The following is a 21,539-nucleotide window of genomic DNA, read 5'->3' as shown; positions in this document are numbered from 1 at the left end:
GATAATTCTAAACTTCACAACAGGTTAAATTTCCTTGAAAAAGTTTAATCTTTGGCATAAAAGTGAAGTCGTATACCAATTCAGGCATCAAGATGGCAACAAGGTTAATCTGGATTAGAAGGCGTTTAAAGAATAACGAAAGCGCCGAAGCACGGTTTGATGGTCGTTTTTTATGACGGCTTCTAATTTAAAATGAAAGGAGTAGACCGGTGACAAAGGCCAAGAGAAAAGCCAGCCCATCATCTCCAAAGAATAAATCTTCTGCTGAATCCTCAGCGGGCAACCGTCCTCAGAAAGGCTCCCAGGAAACTACCGGTGCCCAGAGTGTTGACAAAATCAGAGAGATTATTTTTGGCAACCAAATGCAGGATTACGACAAAAGGTTCACCCGTTTGGAAGATGACCTTCACAAGAAGCATGCAGAATTGCGCGACACGATCCATAAACGCTTGGATTCAATCGAAGCCTTTATCAAAAAAGAGGTTGAAGCGTTCAGCGATCGCCTCAAAAATGAGCAGTCCATGCGCGATGCATCCACTAAAAAATTATCCAAAGAGTTTAAGGATTCAACGCGAACGCTATCAAAAAATATTGAACAGCTGGAAGAAAAACAGAGCACAGACACCCGTGACCTGAGGCAGCGTCTACTAGACGCATCCAAAGATTTATCCAATGAGATCTCTCAAAAGCAAGATGAAGCTGCCCAAGCGCTTAAGCGGGCCTACAATGAGCTCAATGAAGATAAAGTGGCACGCACAACCCTATCTGAACTGCTGATGGAATTGGCTGTGCGCACATCCAATGAATTGGCCGCGAAATTTGACCCGGCAACGGATGATTAGAAGCATGAGCGATTCAAGCGACGAGCAGGGCGGAAAAGCGGCTGAGGGCTCCCAGACGCCCGAGGAAGCCTTAGACGAACTGCGTGAACTTCTGCTTAAGCCCATTCAGGCGCAGCTGGATGAATTGCAACGACGCCTGGACACACCCGATTTGCATGCCAAAGACGTCAGCCGTGTTTTGCCGGAAGCCATTTCTATACGCTCGCAGCGCGATAAAAAGATTGAAATGGCTTTGGAACCCATCACCGAAAAGACGATCAAATCTTCCATCAAAAGAGACCGCAAGGCGCTGGTCGATGCACTTTTTCCGGTTATGGGCCCGGCCATCCGCAGAGCCATCGCGTCCGCCATTCAAGGGATGGTGCAGAGTTTTAACCAGATCCTTGAACACAGCGTATCCATCAATGGACTCAAATGGCGACTCGAGGCGCTCAGGACTCAGAAATCTTTTGCCGAGGTGGTGTTACTGCACACATTGATCTATCAGGTCGAACAGGTATTTCTCATCCATCGGGAAACCGGCCTGGTGCTTCATCAAGTCGCCACCAAGACGGTGATCGCCGACGACCCGGATCTGGTCTCCAGCATGCTGACCGCCATCAAGGATTTTGTCCAGGATTCATTTGGCGGCCCCGCGGATGAACCTCTTGAAACACTGCGCGTCGGCGAGCGCAGTGTTTGGATCGAACACGGGCCGCATGCGTTTTTAGCGGCTGTGATTCGCGGCAATCCACCGGTAGACCTTCAAAATTTTTTAAGGGATGCCCTGGAGGAAATTCATTTCAGGCACCGTGAAGCATTGGTGTCGTTTGATGGAGACCCGGCGCCATTTGAAGAAACACGCTATATTCTTGAAGACTGTCTATCAGCTCAGTTTAAAAAAGATAAACAAAAACCATCGTATCTGCTGTGGGCGGTCGTCGCCCTTATACTGATATTGCTGGGGGGCTGGATGCTGTCCCGCTACCAAGGGCAACGCCGCTGGTCACAGTATTTATCCGGGTTGCGCGATCGGCCGGGGATCGTCATCACGAATGTCATCCACAAAGACGGCCGACACCATATTTACGGGCTTAAAGATCCGCTGGCACCGGATCCCGCAGTCGAAATGGATGCTGCAAATCAGCAACCAAAACAGGTCCAGTTTCACTGGGAGCCCTATTATTCTCTCGACCCTGAATATGCGCATCAACGCTTGCAGACGGCCCTTAACCCGCCGGCAACCGTCAGCCTGGATTTTAAAGGTGGCATCCTGTACGCCAAGGGGGCTGCGCTGCATGACTGGATCGAAACCAGCCGCCGACAGGTCTCCGCCGTCGCCTGGATAGCCGCATTTGATGTTTCCCAACTGATCGACATTGATACCCATCTGCAACCACCACAAACAGTAAATCTTGAGCTGGAAGGAAATACCCTGCACGCCCGCGGCAGCGCCAAGCAGCAATGGCTGCTGGAGGCGCAACAAAAGGTCAACACCATACCCGCCATCTCCAATTTTCAGCATGATCAGCTCATCAATGTGGACGCCGAGCGTTTAAACGATATCAAGAACCAAATTGAGCAGCAGGTTTTATTTTTTCTGCATGGAAGCGAAAACTTCGTCCCCGGCCAGCAGAATAAAATCAACAACTTGATTATTCAGTTGAAAAAACTGGATGCGATGACCAAGGCGCTGAAAGGGGGCTATCAAGTAAAGATCACCGGCCATTCGGATAGCACCGGAACGGATGAATTCAATCTGCAGGTCAGTCAGCAACGCGCTGGTACCGTTCTGGCCGTATTACTTTCAAACGGACTGAAGAATGAAAATTTTATAGCCAGAGGTGTCGGCGACACAAAACCTTTACGAAGTGAAACAGATGGGCAGGACCGCTCCTTTAATCGTGCTGTCACCTTTAAGGTGATCTGGCAGTGATGGGCGGCTTCAGAGGTTTCAGAAGAACCGCTAAACCTTTTGCAAGCCGGTTTGTTTGATAGATTAAGGCGCCGGCCTATATAAAGCATTTTATCTTCAGATCCCGACAGCATTCCACTTGGATGATGTGAATGATCTTACTGCTTGGGTTTATACAGGCCGGCGCACTGGCAAAAGTCATGCGGTTAAATCAACTGAGTGTTAATCTTTGTGCTCATAAACGTGAATATCCTGCTGTGGATAGGGAATGCTGATGCCCTCGGCATCAAAGCGCTTCTTAATGGTTTCGTTGGCATCGAAAATTACACCCCAGTAATCGCCAGCCTTCACCCAGGGCCGGACCGTAAAGTTAACACTGCTATCCGCCAGCTCAGAAACAGCGACTTTTACGGCGGGCTCTTTGAGGACCCGTTCATCCTGCGACAACACATCTAAAATGATATTACGTGCTTTGTCGATATCATCTTCGTAGCCAATGCCCATCACCATATCCGCGCGACGGGTGCCTTTGGCAGTAAAGTTGGTAATGGTATCGCCTGTCATCTGGCCATTCGGAATGATAATGGTCTTGTTGTCCGGTGTGACCAGCTGGGTGGTAAAGATTTGAATTTCTTCGACCACACCGGTAACACCAGCACCTTCGATAAGATCGCCCACCTTAAACGGCCGAAAGATGATCATCAGCACCCCGGCTGCAAAGTTTGACAGCGAGCCCTGCAACGCGAGGCCAATCGCTAGACCGGCAGCACCCAGCACCGCGATGAAAGAAGTGGTTTGAATTCCCAGCATGCCCAAGGCGGCCACAATAACAAATGTCAGCAGGGCAACATAAATCAGGTTGGTTAAAAATTTGGTCAGGGTGGGGTCGACGTTGCGTTTTTCCATGACTCTGAGCGTCAATCTCCTCAGATATTTGACCACCCAGCGACCGATAATGAACACCGCCAGCGCCGCTAGAATCTTAACGCCGAAAACCGTCAACAGCTCATATCCCTTGGCAATTAATTGCTCAACATCCATTCCATACCTCCTTTTTTAGAGAACATCTTTATTCATTCGAATGCGTCGAAGACTTATTGTGGTATCGGATTCGATTGCCGATTTCAACCCTGATAATCGCCTGTAGTCAAGCACTGTTCAATCCGTATCTTGAATCAGACAGCGGTGCCCTATAGTCTGGCCTTTTGGACCGTCGATTGACCGGCTGTATATCTAAATTTATTATTTACCGCACCTTTTAAAAGAAACAAAAAGGCCGCCCCCTGGGTCATTTTAGATTTGTCCGACGTGGTCTTGGGGGCCGCCATCTTAGTGCGATGGGATAGGTTGACAACTGGCATTTCGCGGGAATCGGTATCTTTAAGAACCGCCCTTTGGGGGATGGCAACCATTTGTCCGTCATCCCATCCGATATGCGCCGGTATGAAATTAATCGCCCGGGCAATTTTGCGATGCTTGAACTTCTCGAGCAACGGTACGTAAGACTTGGGCATCAATAAAATCGTCGCGACCTGTTTGGATGGTACTTTTGCAGCAAAAGCTTTTTGCGCCACCTGTCGCTCACTGCTGGCTTGGGTGTATGCGGTTATCACTTCCCGGTGTTGCCCCAGCTTGAAGCCCACACCAAAGGTTAATGCCATTACCAAACCTAAACCCACAAGCTTTGTATATGTTTTCTGCATCATTGTCAGTTCCTTCTAATTTTTTGGATTCGAATTACCAGCAATTAACCTATTGTTAATTCGTGATAGCTTAAAGGAGCAAATCATTTGCCAAGCCATGCCATCCCATCTTTAGAAAAATCATAAATTATTGTAATTATTTTATATATTTAATATTACCCTATCAAACGGCAACGGCAAACAGGGTGGTACAATTAGGGGATATCCCCAATCCTTGGGGCATATACCTTAAAACAGCATCGATTCAATTCGCACAGAAGGCTTTGGATCCCAATTTTACCAATATGGTAAATAATATGTCGAGTGACTCCCATATCATTAGACGGGTTAAATAACGGCATCATACTGTCATTTCACCCATAAAGTTGCCATATGGTAACACCGATTGACGCATTTAAAAAAATTAAAGTTATAATTTCAGAGACTTAATGTAATCAACCGCATGTGGTGCAAGAAGTGGCAACGTAATTGCTTTTTTACATATGTCAATGGATAAAATGTCCCTTTGAGATCACACCATCCACCCAAAGGGGGGAGTCAAATGGTTTCAAGAAGAAAATTTTTTATGATTTCAGCTGGTCTACTGGTAACAGCGCTGGCACCTCACACCGTTCGCGCCGATGAGGCCCAGCAGAGAGAATCATGCGGGCGCCTTCTAAAGACACCATCCAATTCGCAATTTTCGTCACCGCATTTGACGATGGCGAATTATCCGATTACCATCGAGGTTCTCAAAGCGGGGTATCAAGATGAAATTCAGTCCTTCCAGTTGTATACCGCTTTTGCCGAAACAGCTCTTGAAGACCAGCTTCCAGGAGTAGCACATCTGTTTCGCACATTTGCGGAGTGTGAATTTATCACCGCCCGGAATTTTAACAATATTTTACTCGATCTCGATGTCCAGTATCACGTTTCGGTAGATCAATTGCCGGTCCAAAACACCAAAGAAAATCTGAAATCAGCCATTCGATTGGAATTAAAGGAAATCGAAGAACGCTATCCTAAACTGCTCCGCAAAATCAAAAAAGAAGGTCATATCAATGCCCTGGCGGCTACGCAGCATGCCTATGATTCCCGCAAACAACACCATTCTCTGCTGGTGGATATGAAAAATGCAATGGGGGTTTTCTACTCGAAGATGGTCGACCGCATTGAAACGGATCGTTTGCAGTTTTGGGTTTGCGATGCCTGCGGATCGGTGGCCACCGAAGCGCCTATCAGAACCTGTTGTATCTGTGAAAATCCGGCCTATTTTTCCAAGGAAATCCCCCATCCGGCGTAACCCGGAAAAGACAGGATCCCATTTTACGTCCCTTTATCCAACCTCTTGTTCAAGGGCCGGAAGACCGTATTGTCGTCCCACCGACACCCATTCTGCTGCGTTTCAAATCGCAGGCTGGTTGTCGATAGTTTGTGATCCCCGTACAACCGTCAATTAATCAGCATTTACTCCGGTTCTCAAGACATTAAAATGGCCACATATAAATTAGGTGGGATCACCCTGCAGAATCTGGCAAGGAAACATTTTGACTGTCCTAGCATTTAAGGTTATAAAGCATACACCAAAACTAAAACCCTTAAAGGAGGCAATTAATGGCTGGTGGATATGCAGGCAAAATAGGCTTTATCGATTTAACCACAGACAAAATTGAGGTTGTCGAGCTAGACGAACAATTGGCCAGAAATTATATCGGTGGACAAGGCTTGGGTGCCCGGATCTTGTTTGAGCGTCAGAAAAAAGGCATCGATCCATTGGGCCCTGAAAGCCATTTGGGCTTTACCACCGGCCCATTGACGGGTACGAAAGTACCCACTGGGGGGCGCTATATGGCTGTTTGCAAATCGCCGTTGACCGGGGGCTGGGGCGATGCCAATTCCGGCGGCTATTTCGGAGCGGAGTTGAAGGCCGCCGGCTGGGATGCCATTTTTGTCAACGGTCAGGCAAGCGGTCCCAAATACTTAGCCGTCAACAATGACCGCATTGAGATCAAAGATGCGGCTCATCTTTGGGGCCAAGATACCGTTGACACTGAAGACGCCATTCGCAAGGAAGCCGGTGATAAAAAGATACGCATTGCCGCCATCGGCCCGGCTTCTGAAAAGCTTTCATTGATTAGCGGAATTGTCAATGACGCCGGACGCATTGCTGCGCGTTCCGGGGTGGGTGCGGTCATGGGGTCCAAAAAGCTCAAAGCCATTGCCGTGCGCGGCAGCGGCAAAGCCCGCATCGCCGACAAAGACGCACTGGCGGCATTGCGCAAAACCTTCATCAAAGAAATGAAGGAAATGGGAGGATTTGCACAAACACTGATGGACCATGGCACCTGCGGGATTACGGGTGGCGGTGTCGCCTCGGGTGTAACCCCGGTCAAAAATTGGCAACATACCGGCGAGCAGTCCTTTCCGAATCTGGAAAAAATCGCAGATGCAGATGCCATTATCGCCTATCAGAACCGCAAATATAGCTGTGCCAACTGCCCGATTGCCTGCGGCGGCATTTTCAACGTCGATAAAGGCAAGTACCCGGTGGGTGAAACCCATAAACCCGAGTATGAAACCATCGGCGCTTTTGGCACCATGTGCATGTGCGATGACTTTGAATCAATCATTAAACTCAACGACATGTGCAACCGCAGCGGGCTGGACACGATTTCCACAGGAACCGCGCTGGCTTTTGCCATGGAATGCTTCGAAAACGAGATTATTAGCACACAAGATACGGACGGTATTGCGCTTACCTGGGGCAATGCCGAAGCCATGATCGAGATGACCGCCAAAATGATCGCCCGTGAAGGATTTGGTGACATTTTGGCCGATGGCGTTAAAATCGCAGCCGAGAAATTGGGCAAGAAAGCGGACCCATTTGCCATGCACGTGGGAGGTCAGGAACCGGGTTTGCATAACGCCCTATATCTTCCCAGCCGCGGCACCGGTTTTGTGTGTGATCCCACCCCGGGCCGTCATACCGCAGCACCCATGGCCCGCATCGACGCCGGTCCCGGACAATGGGCGCCCTACCCTGAGTTGCAGATCGGTCAATACGATCAGTACAGCTACAGCGGCAAAGGTCCCTTAAGCGCCACCGCCTCGCGTTATCTTCAGGTAGGCTCCAGCGCCGGCGTGTGTATCATGCCGATGATGTTTTTTGGTAACTACCCATTGGTTGAATTTTTCAACGCCGTCACCGGCTGGAATCTGAATGTGGATGAAGTCCTGACCACCGGTGCCCGTATCCAGACACTGCGCCAATGCTTTAATCTGCGGGAAGGCATTATGCCTGCTGATATCAAATTACCCGACAGAATGGTCGGGTTGCCGCCCCAGAAAGAGGGCCCGGTGGCCGGTGTGACCATCGACGTCGACAACCTGGCCCGGGAATACCGCCAGGCCATGGGCTGGGATCCGGACAGTGGGCAACCGCAGCAAAGCACCCTTGACAAACTGGGCTTGACCCAGCTCGTCAATGCTCATGGTTAGCCAAATAAATGGGTTATTCTGTCAACGACAATTGCCTATCAAACGTCTATTTTTCTGACACCCTGTGCGCCCGAACCAAAATGGGGGTGGTGTCGTCAGGACCGATCGATTCCAGTCGTAAAAGGAGTAACTCGGATGCGCTTTAACCGACGATACACCCTGATCGTTTTTTGTCTCGTAATGGGCGGCCTTTTGGCCCCTGGCAGTCATGCGCATGCACAGCCCAAATCGGATCTCAAATTGGATGACCAGAAGATTTTTTGGACGGATTTGTCGTTTCGCGCCAAAAAATTCTGGGTTGAGGTGTCAAGTGATATCCGATTGCGTACTGTTGCAGCTTCCGAGCTTAAGGCTGTGCTGCTGAATCCGCCGCATGGCGACCCCATTCATCCACAGTCCCCCAAAGTGGCCCAACTGACCATCCATACGACCATCGATCCCAGATTTCGTTCCGCAGTCAACATCGAAAACCAGATCTGGTTCGATCCTTTGGACGCATCAGCGCTGGGCCGTATCCGAATGCGGCGCGGCGAAGATGATTTTAAAAAAGCATACCGGTTTACCGAACAGGGGGTTTATCGGCATCGGATTGAGCCCCAAAATAAAAATCAAGCCCGGCTGGCGCCCGAACAATGGACAGATACCAAAGACAGCTTTTATGCGTATAACCCCAAAAAGCAAAGATGTTCATTAATTTCAGAGCGCTCTGTCCTAATCTATATTCTCAACTCGATGGCCGTGGCAAATGACAGCGCACCGTTTACCTTTTGTGCGTTTGGCAAAAGGCAGCTACACCGAGTTCAGATACGCAATCAAGGCCTGCAGCCCATTAAGGTAAAGTATTCTGAAAAAGGACCTAGCGGCGAACAACGAATAGAAGGCACCGTCAAAGCCCTCAAATTTGCCATATCGGGCACTTCTCTGCTTGAAGAGCGTGGGGAGGCCGAAAATTTTTCCTTTCTGGGCTTGCACAGGGACATCGTCGTCTTCATCGAACCCACCAGCGGTCTTCCTCTCCAGATTAGCGGCATCATTCCCTCAATGGGCAAAGCCGAGCTAAAATTAAACAGGGTTGAACTCAACCGAACATCCGACTGATTTTTCTTGACCTACAAGAGATGGTCCCATACTTGACAAAATGAGGCCATAACGTTAGATTGGCCGCTAAAATCAGGCAGTTCAGGCCATTTGCCAAATTTGGTCAAATCCATTTTAGAGCTACCGCGCCTTGTTGTCATCAAACAGATGACAAAATATTTAGCATGTACCTATTCTTTATCAGAGCCTTTAATGACATTGATCATATAACGCCGATTGCATGGAAAATGCATCAGGACGGTTATGCGGTGTCTGTCTATTGTATTGATCCGGAATATGATATTCATAGTGATTATCGCCTGGCCTTTTTGCGCACCAACGGCATTCCGGTTGGCTATCTTTATGAGGCCCTTAAAGATCAATGGGGATATGTCCAACGGCTAATCCACACGGTTATGATCGGCAGTTACCGGCTGCAAAAAAGATTCACCCGGCATCAGCACAGCGGGCCGGTTGTCATCCGCAACACACTGGGCAAATGTGCGCGCGAGATGGGGAAATTAAGCTACCTCATATTAAAATCATCTTTTTACCAAAACGCATGGGCGCAGCGTTTTTTAAAGCACACCCGTGCCAAGGTACTTTGTTTTGATCACGTCAGACCGCGCCAATATGTGGTTGGCACTTTGCTTGAGGCGGCACAGGCAACATCCATCCCCGTCATTGCACTGCCACACGGCGTTTTTATCTATCGCAATGACCTGTATAAGCAAGGCGCCACCAAGGAACGCGGATATGCCAAATATAATGCCTTTGACTATATTATTATCCAGAACCCGCAGCGCAAACAATACCTCGTGGATTCCGGTGTTCAGGAAAACAAGATCTTTACCCTTGGCAGCACACGCTATTGTGACGAATGGATGGCGCAAAACAGGCAGATTCTGCCCAGAATGCTCAAAAATGGCCATCAACGGTCTGCCAGACTAAAAGTCGTTTTTATGACCACCCGCTTTGCCTTCCGCATCGATGTGCAACGGATGCTGAAAACATTTCAATTGCTGGCGCAACTGGATGATATCGAAGTGGTGGTCAAACCGCATACCCGTACCGGCAAAGAAGCCGGATTTTACGAAAATCTCCCACTGCAAAATGTCGCCGATATCTCGTCTGTGGAGCTGTGTGAATGGGCGGATATTACGCTGGTGATAGCCTCCAGCATTCTGATCGAGGCCCTTGTGCAGGACAAACCGGTTCTGTACTTAAAATACCTGCACGGCAATAAGACCCTGTACGAGGAGATGGGCGCCTGCTGGCAGATTAATGATGAAACTGAACTTGAAAAAGCGCTACGAACATTGCAGGCCGACAAAAAAATGGTGCCTTATTCAGATGAGAATGTACAAAAATTTCTTTCTGAAATCATATACGGCGGCCAGAAAAAAAGAGCTGTTTTAGAGGATTATCAGCAGTTTATCTTAAACTGTGAGCATCAGGTCGAATGAAAATTATTGATATTTCGGTACCCCTTAGTCCCCATTTGCCAGTGTGGCCCGGCGATCGTCAGATTGTCTTGGAACGCTATCATGCATTGTCAAGAGGAGATACCAGCAATGACACTCGGCTGGTCTGCAGCGTGCACTCTGGTACGCATGTCGACGCTCCGCTTCACTTTGTGGAAAACGGGGCCAGCGTTGAACAATTGCCGCTGGATGTGCTGATGGGGCCGGCTGTGGTCGTTGAACTGCCGGAGATCGATGTGATTACACCGGAGCAGTTGGACGCCCAGGAACTGCCCCCCAGTACCCAACGATTGCTCCTCAAAACAAAGAATTCGCGCTTATGGGACCATCCGGACCATAAATTCAATCCGGAATTTGTGGCATTAAGCGCTGCGTCGGCAGACTGGATGGTCGACCAGGGTATCCGGCTTGTTGGCATCGATTATTTATCCATTCAGCTGTATGACGATGTTGAACCGCAGACACACCGAACCTTATTGGATGCCGGTATCATTATATTAGAGGGGCTTGATCTGCGTCAGGTCAGATCCGGGAGATACGACCTCATATGCCTTCCGCTTAAATTGGCCGGCAGTGAGGGCGCACCGGCCAGAGCGGTCTTAATTGAAAAATAAACAACAGAAATACGCGCAACCTTTTAGTTGTTAAGAAAATATTTTAACCTTCATTAGAAAAAGCGGAAATTGGCTATGAAAATCGTTGCCATCATACCGGCCAGAATGGGATCAACACGATTTCCGGGAAAACCGCTGGCAACCCTTCTCGGACGTCCCATGATTGAACATGTTTACCGCAGGACCATTTTATGCGATGCACTCGAAGAAGTATATGTGGCCACCTGCGACACAGACATATTTGATGCCGTTGAGGCTTTTGGCGGCCGCGCGCTGATGACCTCCCCCACCCATGAACGGGCCAGTGATCGCGTTGCAGAGGCTGCTGCGGATATGGATGCAGATGTGGTGGTAATGATTCAAGGCGACGAGCCCATGACGTATCCTGAGATGATCGCAGAATCGCTTGCACCTTTTTTGCACGTTCATGAACCACTAGCTTGCGTGAATCTAACGGCTAAAATTAAAAGTCAAACAGAATTTGAGGATCGCAACACCATCAAAGTGGTCATGGACAACCAGGGGTACGCCCTGTATATGTCCCGTGAACCGATACCGACGCAGCATCTGCAGGATTTTAACCACATACCGTCCTATAAACAGGTTTGTGTGATTCCATTTACGGCGGCGGCCTTACAGGAATTTACTCGGCTCGATCCGACACCGTTGGAAGTGGCTGAATCCATTGATATGATGCGCTTCATTGAACATGGCCATCGGGTTAAAATGGTTGAAACCGCATTTGCCACCCATGCGGTGGATAACCCGGCAGATCTGGAATTGGTCGAAGGCTTGTTGCGCACAGATCCGTTAACGCACAAATATCTATCTTCAATTGATTGATCACATTCGATTAAAAGCGGCTTGTGATTTGTTATTCGTTAATAGAGTGAATATCAGCTAAAGCAAAATAGCATATCGACATCTCAAACATACTTTCGATGATCAAGCTTTTCTGGCTTGTAACGAATAACCAATAACTGCGAATTAAGTTTTAACTCAATTCGCATTGATGGAGGTTCAATAAAAAAGTGAAATGGCGAGTTTTGGTTTCTGCACCGTATTTTATCCCGGTCATTGAAGATTGGCGCCAACGACTGGCTGCGGAGGAGATTGAATTGATTGCCGCCGATGTGAACGAGCGCTTAAGTGAAGCCGAATTGCTTGAAACTATTGCAGACATTGACGGTATCATCTGTGGTGATGATCGCATCACCCGGCGCGTGCTGGAAGCGGCCAACCGCCTGAAGGTCATTTCCAAATGGGGGACCGGCATTGACTCTATCGATTCGGAAGAAGCGCGGCGTCGCGGCATTCCAGTATATCGAACACCAAATGCCTTCTCAGAGCCCGTGGCGGACACCGTATTAGGATATATCCTGACATTTGCCCGCAAACTGCCATGGATGGATAGAGATATCCGCCAAGGAAATTGGGAAAAGCCTTCTCTGGTATCCCTGCGCGAATGCGTCCTGGGTGTAATCGGGGTTGGCGACTGCGGCAAAGCCGTGGTGCGCCGTGCAATTGCTTTCGGGATGCGGGTGATGGGAAATGACCCCGTACAACCGCCGGATGACTTTCTGTCAGAGACGGGAATTGAAATGGTTTCGCTGGAAGAGCTGCTCAACCATGCCGATTTTGTCAGCCTCAATCCGGATTTAAATCCAACTTCCTACCACCTGATCAATAAACAGCGTCTGGAGTTAATGAGGCCTGGTGCCTATCTCGTCAATGCGTCCCGGGGACCCGTCGTGGAAGAACCCGCTCTGGTTCAGGCCCTGCAAGCAGGCCAGATTGCCGGCGCCGCCCTGGACGTTTTTGAGGACGAACCGTTGCCGCCCGATAGCCCATTGCGCAGCATGCAAAACTGCCTTCTGGCGCCTCACAATGCCAATAGCAGCCCGGAGGCATGGCAGCGCGTCCACGAGAACACGGTTAAAAACCTGCTTAAAGGCTTGAAAGCAGCAGGAGCATAGAATGCGTGACCCTGAAATATCGATTGTCATCCGGACGTTTAATGAAGAAAAATATTTGCCGGATTTACTGGAAGCGCTGCGCCTGCAAACCCAACAGGATTTTGAGACCATCATTGTCGATTCCGGTTCCTGGGATCGGACGCGTGAAATTGCCGCCCAAAAGGCCGATATGCTGCTGCCCATTGAAAGCCATGATTTTACCTTTGGCCACTCCTTGAACATCGGGATTGAAGTGGCCTGCGGCCAATATATTGCCATTGCGTCTGCTCACACGCTGCCGGTTGATGAACATTGGGTCAGCAAACTGATCGCACCGCTGCGTGATCAGAAAACAGCTATGGTGTATGGGCGACAGGTGGGCGGATCCAGCTCTAAATTCGGCGAAATTCAAGACATGCGGCGCACTTTCGGTCCGCAACGAAAAGTATTGCGCCCGCCGCGGTTTTTTGCCAACAACGCCAATTCAGCCATTCGTAAGGACCTGTGGCGGGAGCGACAGTTTAATGAAAACCTGTTGGGCCTTGAGGATATTGAGTGGGCCAAATATTGGATGGAAAAAGACTATCGGGTCGTGTATGAACCCGAAGCATCCCTTTACCACATCCATGAGGAAAACTGGCGCCAGATCAGACGACGATATTTCCGGGAAGCGGCAGCCGCACGCTGGATTGGGATCCAAAATATCTGGCACGCATTGGCAACCCCTTGTTTGGAGAGCACGCGTCTTTTTTTTGACCTGGGTTACATTTTTTCTTCATCAGATCAGAACGCTGTCGGCTTAAACAACAAGATCAAGCTTGCGCGGGAAACCCTTTTCTTTCGGACCAACAAAAGTATCGGCACCATCAAAGGGTTGTTGAGCCGCTCTATTATTGAAAACCAGAATGTCAGGAGAGATATGTTTTTTGACCGAACATGTCAGGCGGTCGTCATCCACGGACCGAAGCGAGCATCCGTTGATGACATTTCAATTTCGAATCCTAAACCGGGAGAAATTTTGATCCGAGTAGCCTATGAAGGCGTATGCGCCACCGACATCGAAATTTATGAAGGCCACTTGGGATATTACAAAAATGGTCTGGCCAAATATCCCATAGTTCCGGGACACGAATTCAGTGGCCATGTGGTAAGTGTGGGATCCAATATCACCCATGTAAAAGTTGGCGATGCGGTGGTTGTGGAGTGTATTCAGAGTTGTGGCACCTGCCCGGCGTGTCTGGCGGAAAATTGGATTGCCTGCCAAAACCGGACCGAACTGGGCGTTATCGGCCGCAACGGCGGCTATGCCGAGTATGTTATCGTTCCTGGGCGGTTTGCCCATATGATTCCGGCGGAATTCGACCTAAAAACCGCCTGTCTGTGCGAACCGCTGGCCGTGGCCCTAAAAGGTCTCAAACGGTTTCGACGGACCTGGAAAGTCAAAAAGTCGCCCAAAAAATGTGCTGTGGTGGGCGCCGGCGCCCTGGGCCACCTGTGCGCTAGAGTGCTTGCGCACTGGGGACATGATGTAACGGTATTTGATCGCAATCGCACCCGGCTCAATTATTTTAACGATTCCGATATTCACGTATCACAAGATTTGTCAGAGCTACAGGCATTTGAGAATTTATTAGAAGTCACCGGTAACCCACAGGCGTTGGATGCTATTTTAAACCAAAGCCCGGCCGGTGCTCGAATTCTCCTGCTGGGCTTGCCCTATGCCCGTCAGGAGTATACGTTTGAAGGTATCGTCGCCTATGACAAAATGCTGGTCGGTTCGGTGGGCAGCGCTGCCAGGCATTTTAAAATGGCCATCGACCTTTTACCGCAGATTGCAACTAGCGCTTTTACTGATAAAGTGCTGCCGTTATCCGAGTTCAAGACCGCATGGGAGCTGGCAAAATCACAGCAGCATTTAAAAGTTATTTTAAAGATTGGCCAGGCTTAATGGACACCCGAGGGAATGAGATCGCCCCAGCGCGCCTTATCAATTTGAGATATAAGATCATTACCAGATGCCGCAACATACCATAGATCCGACGTATACGGACCCGGTTTTCATTGTGGGAATGCCCCGATCGGGAACGACCCTGCTTCAGGGGATTTTGAGCAATACGGGCAACTATTTTCCCATGCCTGAAACCCATTTTTTTTCAAGGGCGACTTATGGGCTTCGCGAAAACGACTTGAGTCAGAAGGATTGCCAAACCATTCGTCGGATATTATACCGCAAAGCTAGAATAGAGGTGGCTGAAGACGCTTTCCGGCACTTAAACTCCCAGAAAGAAGTATTTGAATACGTGATTGGGCAGTTCAACCCGGATAAAAAAAATACCTTTCTGGAAAAAACGCCTAGGCATATATTTTTCTATTCGAAAATATGCAGCTATTACCCGAGCGCCAAATTCATTTGCATGATCCGCGAGCCCAAAAATATCGTCAGTTCGCGCTTAAGGAAACATCCAAAACGAAAAAAGTCGCTCATTCGCTTAGCGCTGCTATACAATAAAATCTCCGCGGCGATCCTGAAAATAGAAAGCAAGGATAACGTCATCGTCGTTCGATATGAAGATCTAACGGCTGATAATAAGTCCTCTTTAATTAAAATTTGTGAATTTTTAAATATTCCGTACGATCGTCGATTACTTGAAAATGTCATTGCCCCCAACGAGATTGTATCAGACCATGAATTCTGGAAAAATAATAATTTAGTATTACAGAGCATCCGGGAAAACGATCCAGATAAATGGCGGGATTCGCTGGATGCCGATCAAGCTCATCTGGTCAACTACATCACGAGATCGTATGCCTCAAAATTCGGGTATGCGACAGCCTATGACTGGGCAAGGCTTTGCAAAGGATTCGGGCGTGACGTCCTAAGATTGCATAAACCCGGCGAGATAAAAAAAATTCTGTCAAAAGTTCATGGCTAAAAGATGATGTTATTATGGTTTTAAAAAAATACAAAAAAAAGATGTCTCACAGGAAGACGCGCCATGGCGCGCTGCGTGAAAGCCGATCCCATTTAAAACAGCTATATCAGGTATGTCTGGACAATATGATACCGATAACGGCGCCCATCGCACTTATCTCTCAGATCCAGCGCTCCGGTGGATCGCTTCTCAGCCAGCTTTTTGATGGTCACCCGGAAATATATGCCCATCCGGACGAGTTAATGATTGGGCATCCCAAAAAGTACATCTGGCCGCCGATCAATCTCAATGACCGCCCGATGCAATGGTTCCACCTGCTTTTTGAAGACAATGTGATAAAACACTTTAATGAAGGCTATAAAAAAGGGCATAAGTCTGAAAAGACATTTGCATTCATGTTTCCGCCCTCTTTGCAAAGAATGCTATTTTTACAATACCTGGATTCCATCGGATCCATAAGCCAGCGTGAGATCCTCAACGCTTATATGACCTCTTATTTCGGTGCCTGGCTCAATTACCAAAACGCTTATGGGACCAAAAAATATATCACAGGATTTACGCCTAGACTGGCAATGGTGCCCGAAAGCATTGAATCCTTTTTTGCAGATTATCCGGATGGCCGTCTGGTCTCAATCATCAGAGACCCCAAAAACTGGTTCCCATCGGCGCATCGGCACAACGATAAAAAAGGGAAATATGAAGATATCGAAAAAGCATCGGGTCAGTGGATCCAAAATGCGCAGGCAATGGTTCAAAATAAAGCGCTTTATGGGCCCTTGGTGGCTATCATTCGTTTCGAAGATTTAATCGGCCATACAGAGCGTGTCATGCAATATCTAGCTGATTTTTTAAACATCAACTTTAACCCGATCTTATTAACGCCAACATTTAATAATGAACCGATTGCAGCAAACACCAGTTTCACCATTGAAAATCCCGGGATTATGCTCGGTTCATTGAATCGATACAAGACGCTATCAGCAGAGGAACTGAATGCGATCGAATCCGCAACCGGCAAAGAATATCAAAAGGTTCTGGATCGTGCGGTTGCATTCTAATTGCTTGTATAAAAGGAATTAAAATGCGCAGGAGGTAAAGTTTTAAAGTAGACCCGTGACTAACGCTTTTTTCAAAAGTAGCGCGAAAATTTAGAATACATTTTAGTCACTCGCCCGACTCATCAGTCCGATGCTGAGCCACTGCCAGATGGGGAAACTATTGTCTGAGCCATGCTCACAGAATGAACGCCAGGCAGCACGCACTTTTTTTTCGTTTAGCCATTCCCGCCCCCAATGGGATAGCCCGTCTTCGATAAGTTCTTGAGCCCATCCGGCCAAAGGCCCTCTTAACCATTCCCGCTGAGGCGTTTGCACCGGTCGTTTAGGTGCTTCATACACCCCTTCCGGAAGCAAGTTTCGCGCAACCTGGCGCAGGAGCCATTTTCCGTGTCCTTCTTTCAACTTGCGCGACTCGGGTTGTCGCAGTCCCAACTCCACAATGCGATGATCCAAGAACGGTTCGCGAACTTCACGCGAGAACATCATGGAAACGCGATCGCTAAATCGCATGGCACGCGGAATCTTGGCATGTCGAATATCCCGATACTGAAGATCTCTGAGTGGGTTGCCGAATGGCGTTGGGGGTTGAAAAGATTCAGACTGCTCAGCAAACTCTGGTTGCAAGCTATCGGGCCGGGTTGTTGGGGATCGGGTTCCCTGAACAGGTCCCTTGGCAGCATCGATGCTGGCGCTTTTTTGGTAATATTCATATCCGGCCCACCCCTCATCCATACCGTTTCCATCCAGCAAAACGGTGACACCTTTTGATCGCGCATGGTTATAGACCAGTGCCATTCCCAGGGTCGGGAAACCGCCAAACGGTTCGTCTTGAAACTGCTGCACTTCAGACGCCAGGTGCGGGATCATCTCAGCATCAAGCAGACAGGGATGCCAAGGATGCTGGGTATCTTTAAGCATCAGCTCGACCCACGGTGTTTCATCATAATTTGGATCCCCGCAATAAAACGTGAATGCATTGACCGCCGAATCCATACCATGAAATCGGTTAACCAAACCCAACAAAAGAGAAGAATCCAAACCGCCCGATAGACAAATACCGACGGGAACATCCGAACGAAACCTCAGTGCAATCGTTTCTTCCAATAGGGCAATGGTTTCTTCGATCACGACGTTATCCGCTCGTTCATCTGGCCCTAGGGCCTTGACAGCATCCGCAGGATCATACCATGTCCCTATTTGATAACCACTCTCAAGATCCCATTCCAGCCATCCACCAGGAGGAATTTGCTGAATATTACACCAAAACGTGCGAGATCCATGATCATACATGCCAGAAGACAAATAGGTTGCCCAGGTTATTGGATCCGGTTTGCGGGCAACGCCTGCAGCATGCAAAGCTTTGATTTCGCTGGCTAAAAGCACACCGCCATACGGAATGTCATACCAGTAAAGCGGTTTGACACCAAATCGGTCCCGCGCAACAAATAGTTTTCGCTTTTTCCTATCCCAAAGGGCAAAGGCGAACATACCGATTAAATGCTCAAGACATGTTGTCCCCCACCGCTGATACGCAGCCAAAATAACTTCAGTATCAGTCTGGCTTTTGAAGGGATAAGACCTAAGCTCCGAACGAAGTTCCAGATAATTGTATATCTCTCCATTTAATACAATCCAGCAACTGTCATCGGCTGAATTCATCGGCTGATGTCCTGCGCTGGAGAGGTCTATGATGCTCAAGCGCGAATGACCGAAACCGATATGATGGCGCTCGTCGATATACAGCCCGCTATCATCTGGGCCCCGATGATTTTGGATGGCAACCATATCTTCTAGTTGCCTGCGATTCCAACCATCACCGCAGCCAACCGCAATACCGCACATATCGATCTCTTATCCTTTCGCAGCCGTCGCGTTTCACTGGCGTTTGTTACATTGTTTCAAACGTTGATCGTTTGCACTATTTTCATCATTTAAAAAATTTGGTTGCCTAAATAACTCTTTTAGCGGCACCATTATTTTGCACCGCTGCCGGAAGCAGATGACTAGTTTATTAAATGAAAAAAAGGTTTTGCCGCTATGGTTTTTTGTGATTCTCACGCATCATCACTTCGACCATCTTAAGGTCCAGGTCACTATCCACTCCCACTGACCGTTCTGGCGGCATAACGTAAGGACGGATGACCTGACCCCAGATCGAGTTCTGCTCGATCAGAACCTTTCGTCGCGTCAGGTATATGGCTCCGTTGCGCATATAAGCTGCTGGTTTGTAATCCTGGCGACGCGTGCCTTCTTTTTCCTCAATGCAATACGGCAGAAGCTGGTTGTCTTCAATGCGCTTCATTAATATGGGATGGGTGGAAAACACCTGCACCACGCTGATAACCGAATCGCAGGGGTCCTGCTGGGATAGTTCCAAAGCTGCTTCGATGTCTGCGGCCTGCCGCAAGGGATCCGTCGGCTGAAGCAAAAGTACCCAGTCCAGGATAATGTCATCCTGCTTTTCCACAAAACGCACGGCGTGTTGCAAGACAGGTAATGTGGGAACATCATCACCTGATAGCTCAATCGGACGTAGAAAAGGCACTTCGGCACCATTTTGACGGGCGATTGCAGCGATCTCTTCATCTTCGGTGCTGACGATCAAACGGTGAAACAAATGCTGGACTTGCAACGCTGCTTCAATCGTATAGGTAATTAAAGGCTTGCCGCAGATTGGACGAATATTTTTTCGAGGGACGCCCTTTGAGCCGGCCCGAGCCGGAATGACCGCAAGAATTTTGGCCTGTATTTGTTGATCTATACTTAGCGCCATAGTTTCATCCGATGGTGAAAAAAAAATCAGGTATTACTTAGTAAACAAGCCGCTTATCAGATTTTAGCGGCACAGTTGCCAGCAAATCGGCAATTCTGTTTCCGGCCGCTCCGTCTCCATACAGGCTGGAGGTATTGTATTTCCCATTGACCAGATGCTGTTTGATGGCATCAGTTACCGCCTCGGCGGAATATCCAGTGTCAATCACATTTGGTCCTCGATCACGCCCGATCTGACGATTACCAATATTGACTGTCGGTACACCAAGGAAAGACGCTTCACGAATACCAACACTTGAATTGCCGACGAGGCATTTTGCACCAATCAATAATCGCAGAAAGTCCTCGGGTGACAGATTTTTGAAAAAATAGATATACGGGATTTCGTGGGTTTCACGAAAATGTCGAATGCCTTTCGAAATTCGATCTGATCCGGCATCCACGTTCGGCCAAAACCAAAAGGTCGGGTGCGCAAGTTCCTCAATGGCAGTCAACGTCTCAGTAATCTGGTCCAATGAATCCTCGTATTCAGTGGTCACTGGGTGCTGCATGACGACCAGATACCCCTTTTCAGGATTAAATTCATGCCCGACACCGGCATAGCGCTCAAAGGGATTAAAACCGTCCAGCCCTTCTGATAGCACCCGGGCAGCAAGGTCCACAGAGGCGCAACCCGTAACAAATACCGTTTCGGGATCTTCGCCCATTCGGACCACTCGCTTGGCAGCCAATTCATTGGAAACAAAATGCAGATTGGCCAGTTTGGTAACTGCATGGCGCACCTTCTCGTCAATAGAACCCGTCACTTCACCACCCTGAACGTGTGCCACCGGGATATTGAGATAGGAGGCCGCTATGGCGGTTGCAATGGTTTCATAGCGATCAGCAATACTGACAACCACGTCCGGTTTAAGGTTGTCAAAGGCCGTCGCCAGTTCTACCAGACCGAGACCGGTCGATTTGGCAGTGGTTACCAGATTCTCCCCTTCAACTACCATATGCGCCACCGCATTAGGTTCAAAACCGTCTGCCCGAATAACATCGATGACCGGGCCATAGCGTTCCAACAAGGCAGAGGCAGCTACAATTAATTGCAACTCAAGATCAGGATGAGATTGAACGGCTTCCAGTACCGTTTTTATGCGTGCATAACTGGGTCGGGCGGTAATAACAACACATATTTTTCGCATGAATACCTCTTACAGTAATTTTTCTTTTGCCAATAAAAAATCGACAAGTTTTTGAGCCATAAAAACTTCGGTTTTGGCCATTGATTCGTAGGTTGCCCCTCCAATATGCGGAGTAATAAGCAGATTATCGTGTTGGTTGGCATATGCAAGTAAGGGACTTTTGTTACGTTGGGCTGCATCGCGTTCATTGGCGATGACATCAAGGGCGGCACCGCCCAACCGGCCACTTTCCAGCGCTTGGATCAAAGCATTCTCATCGATCAATTGTCCGCGTGATGTATTGATCAGTACTGCATTTTGGGGCAGCAATGCCAATTCCGTTTTTCCAATGAGTTGATGGGTATCGGCATTCAATGGTATGTGCAGACTAAGAACATCAGACCATTTCAATAATTCGGAAAGAGAAGGCGCACGCCATATGTCCTCTTTCCAATTATGGGTCAGAGGATCAAAAGCACCCACTTGCATACCAAAGGCCTGACCATATTCAGCCACCTTCTGGCCGATGCGCCCTAATCCAACCATCCCAAAGTGTTTACC

At 48.5% G+C, this 21,539-nt stretch carries 18 protein-coding genes; 12 read left to right on the top strand and 6 right to left on the bottom strand.

The genetic code is table 11. The features are described from left to right. Nucleotides 1-209: 209 nt before the first annotated feature. Together QNJ26_05930 and QNJ26_05925 are read left to right on the top strand one after the other, a co-directional pair. Nucleotides 210-842: a hypothetical protein gene (locus tag QNJ26_05930; GenBank protein MDJ0985065.1), complete on the top strand. Its 633-nt coding sequence runs from the start codon at nt 210-212 to the stop codon at nt 840-842. 4 nt (nt 843-846) lie between these two features. Continuing rightward, nucleotides 847-2,757, top strand: a complete 1,911-nt coding sequence (locus QNJ26_05925; protein ID MDJ0985064.1) for an OmpA family protein — start codon at nt 847-849, stop codon at nt 2,755-2,757. Between the two features lie 201 nt (nt 2,758-2,958). Here QNJ26_05925 and QNJ26_05920 read toward each other — a convergent pair whose 3' ends face one another. Beyond that, entirely contained in the window at nt 2,959-3,777 is an 819-nt protein-coding gene (locus tag QNJ26_05920) for a mechanosensitive ion channel (GenBank protein MDJ0985063.1), read from the bottom strand. Nucleotides 3,778-3,926: 149 nt separating this feature from the next. After that, nucleotides 3,927-4,442: a hypothetical protein gene (locus tag QNJ26_05915; protein MDJ0985062.1), complete on the bottom strand. Its 516-nt coding sequence runs from the start codon at nt 4,440-4,442 to the stop codon at nt 3,927-3,929. 538 nt (nt 4,443-4,980) lie between these two features. On the opposite strand from QNJ26_05915, the gene QNJ26_05910 reads away from it, so the two are divergent. The 10 genes from QNJ26_05910 to QNJ26_05865 all read left to right on the top strand — a co-directional run bounded on the left by QNJ26_05910 (nt 4,981) and on the right by QNJ26_05865 (nt 17,037). Beyond that, nucleotides 4,981-5,721, top strand: a complete 741-nt coding sequence (locus QNJ26_05910; protein MDJ0985061.1) for a ferritin family protein — start codon at nt 4,981-4,983, stop codon at nt 5,719-5,721. A 311-nt stretch (nt 5,722-6,032) separates the two neighbouring features. Next, nucleotides 6,033-7,916: an aldehyde ferredoxin oxidoreductase family protein gene (locus tag QNJ26_05905; protein MDJ0985060.1), complete on the top strand. Its 1,884-nt coding sequence runs from the start codon at nt 6,033-6,035 to the stop codon at nt 7,914-7,916. 135 nt (nt 7,917-8,051) lie between these two features. Next, the gene (locus tag QNJ26_05900; GenBank protein ID MDJ0985059.1) at nt 8,052-9,014 is read left to right on the top strand and encodes a hypothetical protein; all 963 of its coding nucleotides are present in this window, start codon (nt 8,052-8,054) and stop codon (nt 9,012-9,014) included. Between the two features lie 227 nt (nt 9,015-9,241). Further along, the gene (locus QNJ26_05895) at nt 9,242-10,459 is read left to right on the top strand and encodes a hypothetical protein (GenBank protein MDJ0985058.1); all 1,218 of its coding nucleotides are present in this window, start codon (nt 9,242-9,244) and stop codon (nt 10,457-10,459) included. After that, entirely contained in the window at nt 10,456-11,091 is a 636-nt protein-coding gene (locus tag QNJ26_05890) for a cyclase family protein (GenBank protein ID MDJ0985057.1), read from the top strand. Before QNJ26_05895 ends, QNJ26_05890 begins: the two co-directional genes overlap by 4 nt. A gap of 75 nt (nt 11,092-11,166) precedes the next feature. Continuing rightward, entirely contained in the window at nt 11,167-11,934 is a 768-nt protein-coding gene (locus QNJ26_05885; GenBank protein ID MDJ0985056.1) for a 3-deoxy-manno-octulosonate cytidylyltransferase, read from the top strand. 188 nt (nt 11,935-12,122) lie between these two features. Further along, the gene (locus QNJ26_05880) at nt 12,123-13,067 is read left to right on the top strand and encodes a phosphoglycerate dehydrogenase (GenBank protein MDJ0985055.1); all 945 of its coding nucleotides are present in this window, start codon (nt 12,123-12,125) and stop codon (nt 13,065-13,067) included. Between the two features lies 1 nt (nt 13,068). Then, on the top strand, nt 13,069-14,994 hold the full coding sequence (locus QNJ26_05875; GenBank protein ID MDJ0985054.1) for an alcohol dehydrogenase catalytic domain-containing protein: 1,926 nt from the start codon (nt 13,069-13,071) through the stop codon (nt 14,992-14,994). A 67-nt stretch (nt 14,995-15,061) separates the two neighbouring features. Then, a complete protein-coding gene (locus tag QNJ26_05870) occupies nt 15,062-15,979 on the top strand; it encodes a sulfotransferase (GenBank protein ID MDJ0985053.1) in 918 nt (305 codons plus the stop codon). A gap of 14 nt (nt 15,980-15,993) precedes the next feature. Then, nucleotides 15,994-17,037 (top strand): sulfotransferase, encoded by a 1,044-nt coding sequence (locus QNJ26_05865; GenBank protein ID MDJ0985052.1) that lies wholly within the window; start codon nt 15,994-15,996, stop codon nt 17,035-17,037. 102 nt (nt 17,038-17,139) lie between these two features. Here the strand turns inward: QNJ26_05865 and asnB are convergent, their stop codons facing one another. The 4 genes from asnB to QNJ26_05845 form a co-directional block, all read right to left on the bottom strand. Further along, complete coding sequence (asnB, locus tag QNJ26_05860; protein ID MDJ0985051.1) at nt 17,140-18,879, bottom strand: asparagine synthase (glutamine-hydrolyzing); 1,740 nt, start codon at nt 18,877-18,879, stop codon at nt 17,140-17,142. 193 nt (nt 18,880-19,072) lie between these two features. Continuing rightward, the gene (locus QNJ26_05855) at nt 19,073-19,810 is read right to left on the bottom strand and encodes an acylneuraminate cytidylyltransferase family protein (protein MDJ0985050.1); all 738 of its coding nucleotides are present in this window, start codon (nt 19,808-19,810) and stop codon (nt 19,073-19,075) included. 37 nt (nt 19,811-19,847) lie between these two features. Further along, a complete protein-coding gene (gene neuC, locus QNJ26_05850) occupies nt 19,848-20,999 on the bottom strand; it encodes a UDP-N-acetylglucosamine 2-epimerase (GenBank protein MDJ0985049.1) in 1,152 nt (383 codons plus the stop codon). A gap of 9 nt (nt 21,000-21,008) precedes the next feature. Next, the coding region (locus QNJ26_05845) for an NAD(P)-dependent oxidoreductase (GenBank protein MDJ0985048.1) at nt 21,009-21,539 on the bottom strand (531 nt) is incomplete at its 5' end.

This window comes from Desulfobacterales bacterium (assembly GCA_030066985.1).
In the GTDB taxonomy this organism is placed as follows: Bacteria; Desulfobacterota; Desulfobacteria; order Desulfobacterales; family JAHEIW01; genus JAHEIW01.
This window is presented reverse-complemented; position numbering and strand designations above follow the sequence as displayed.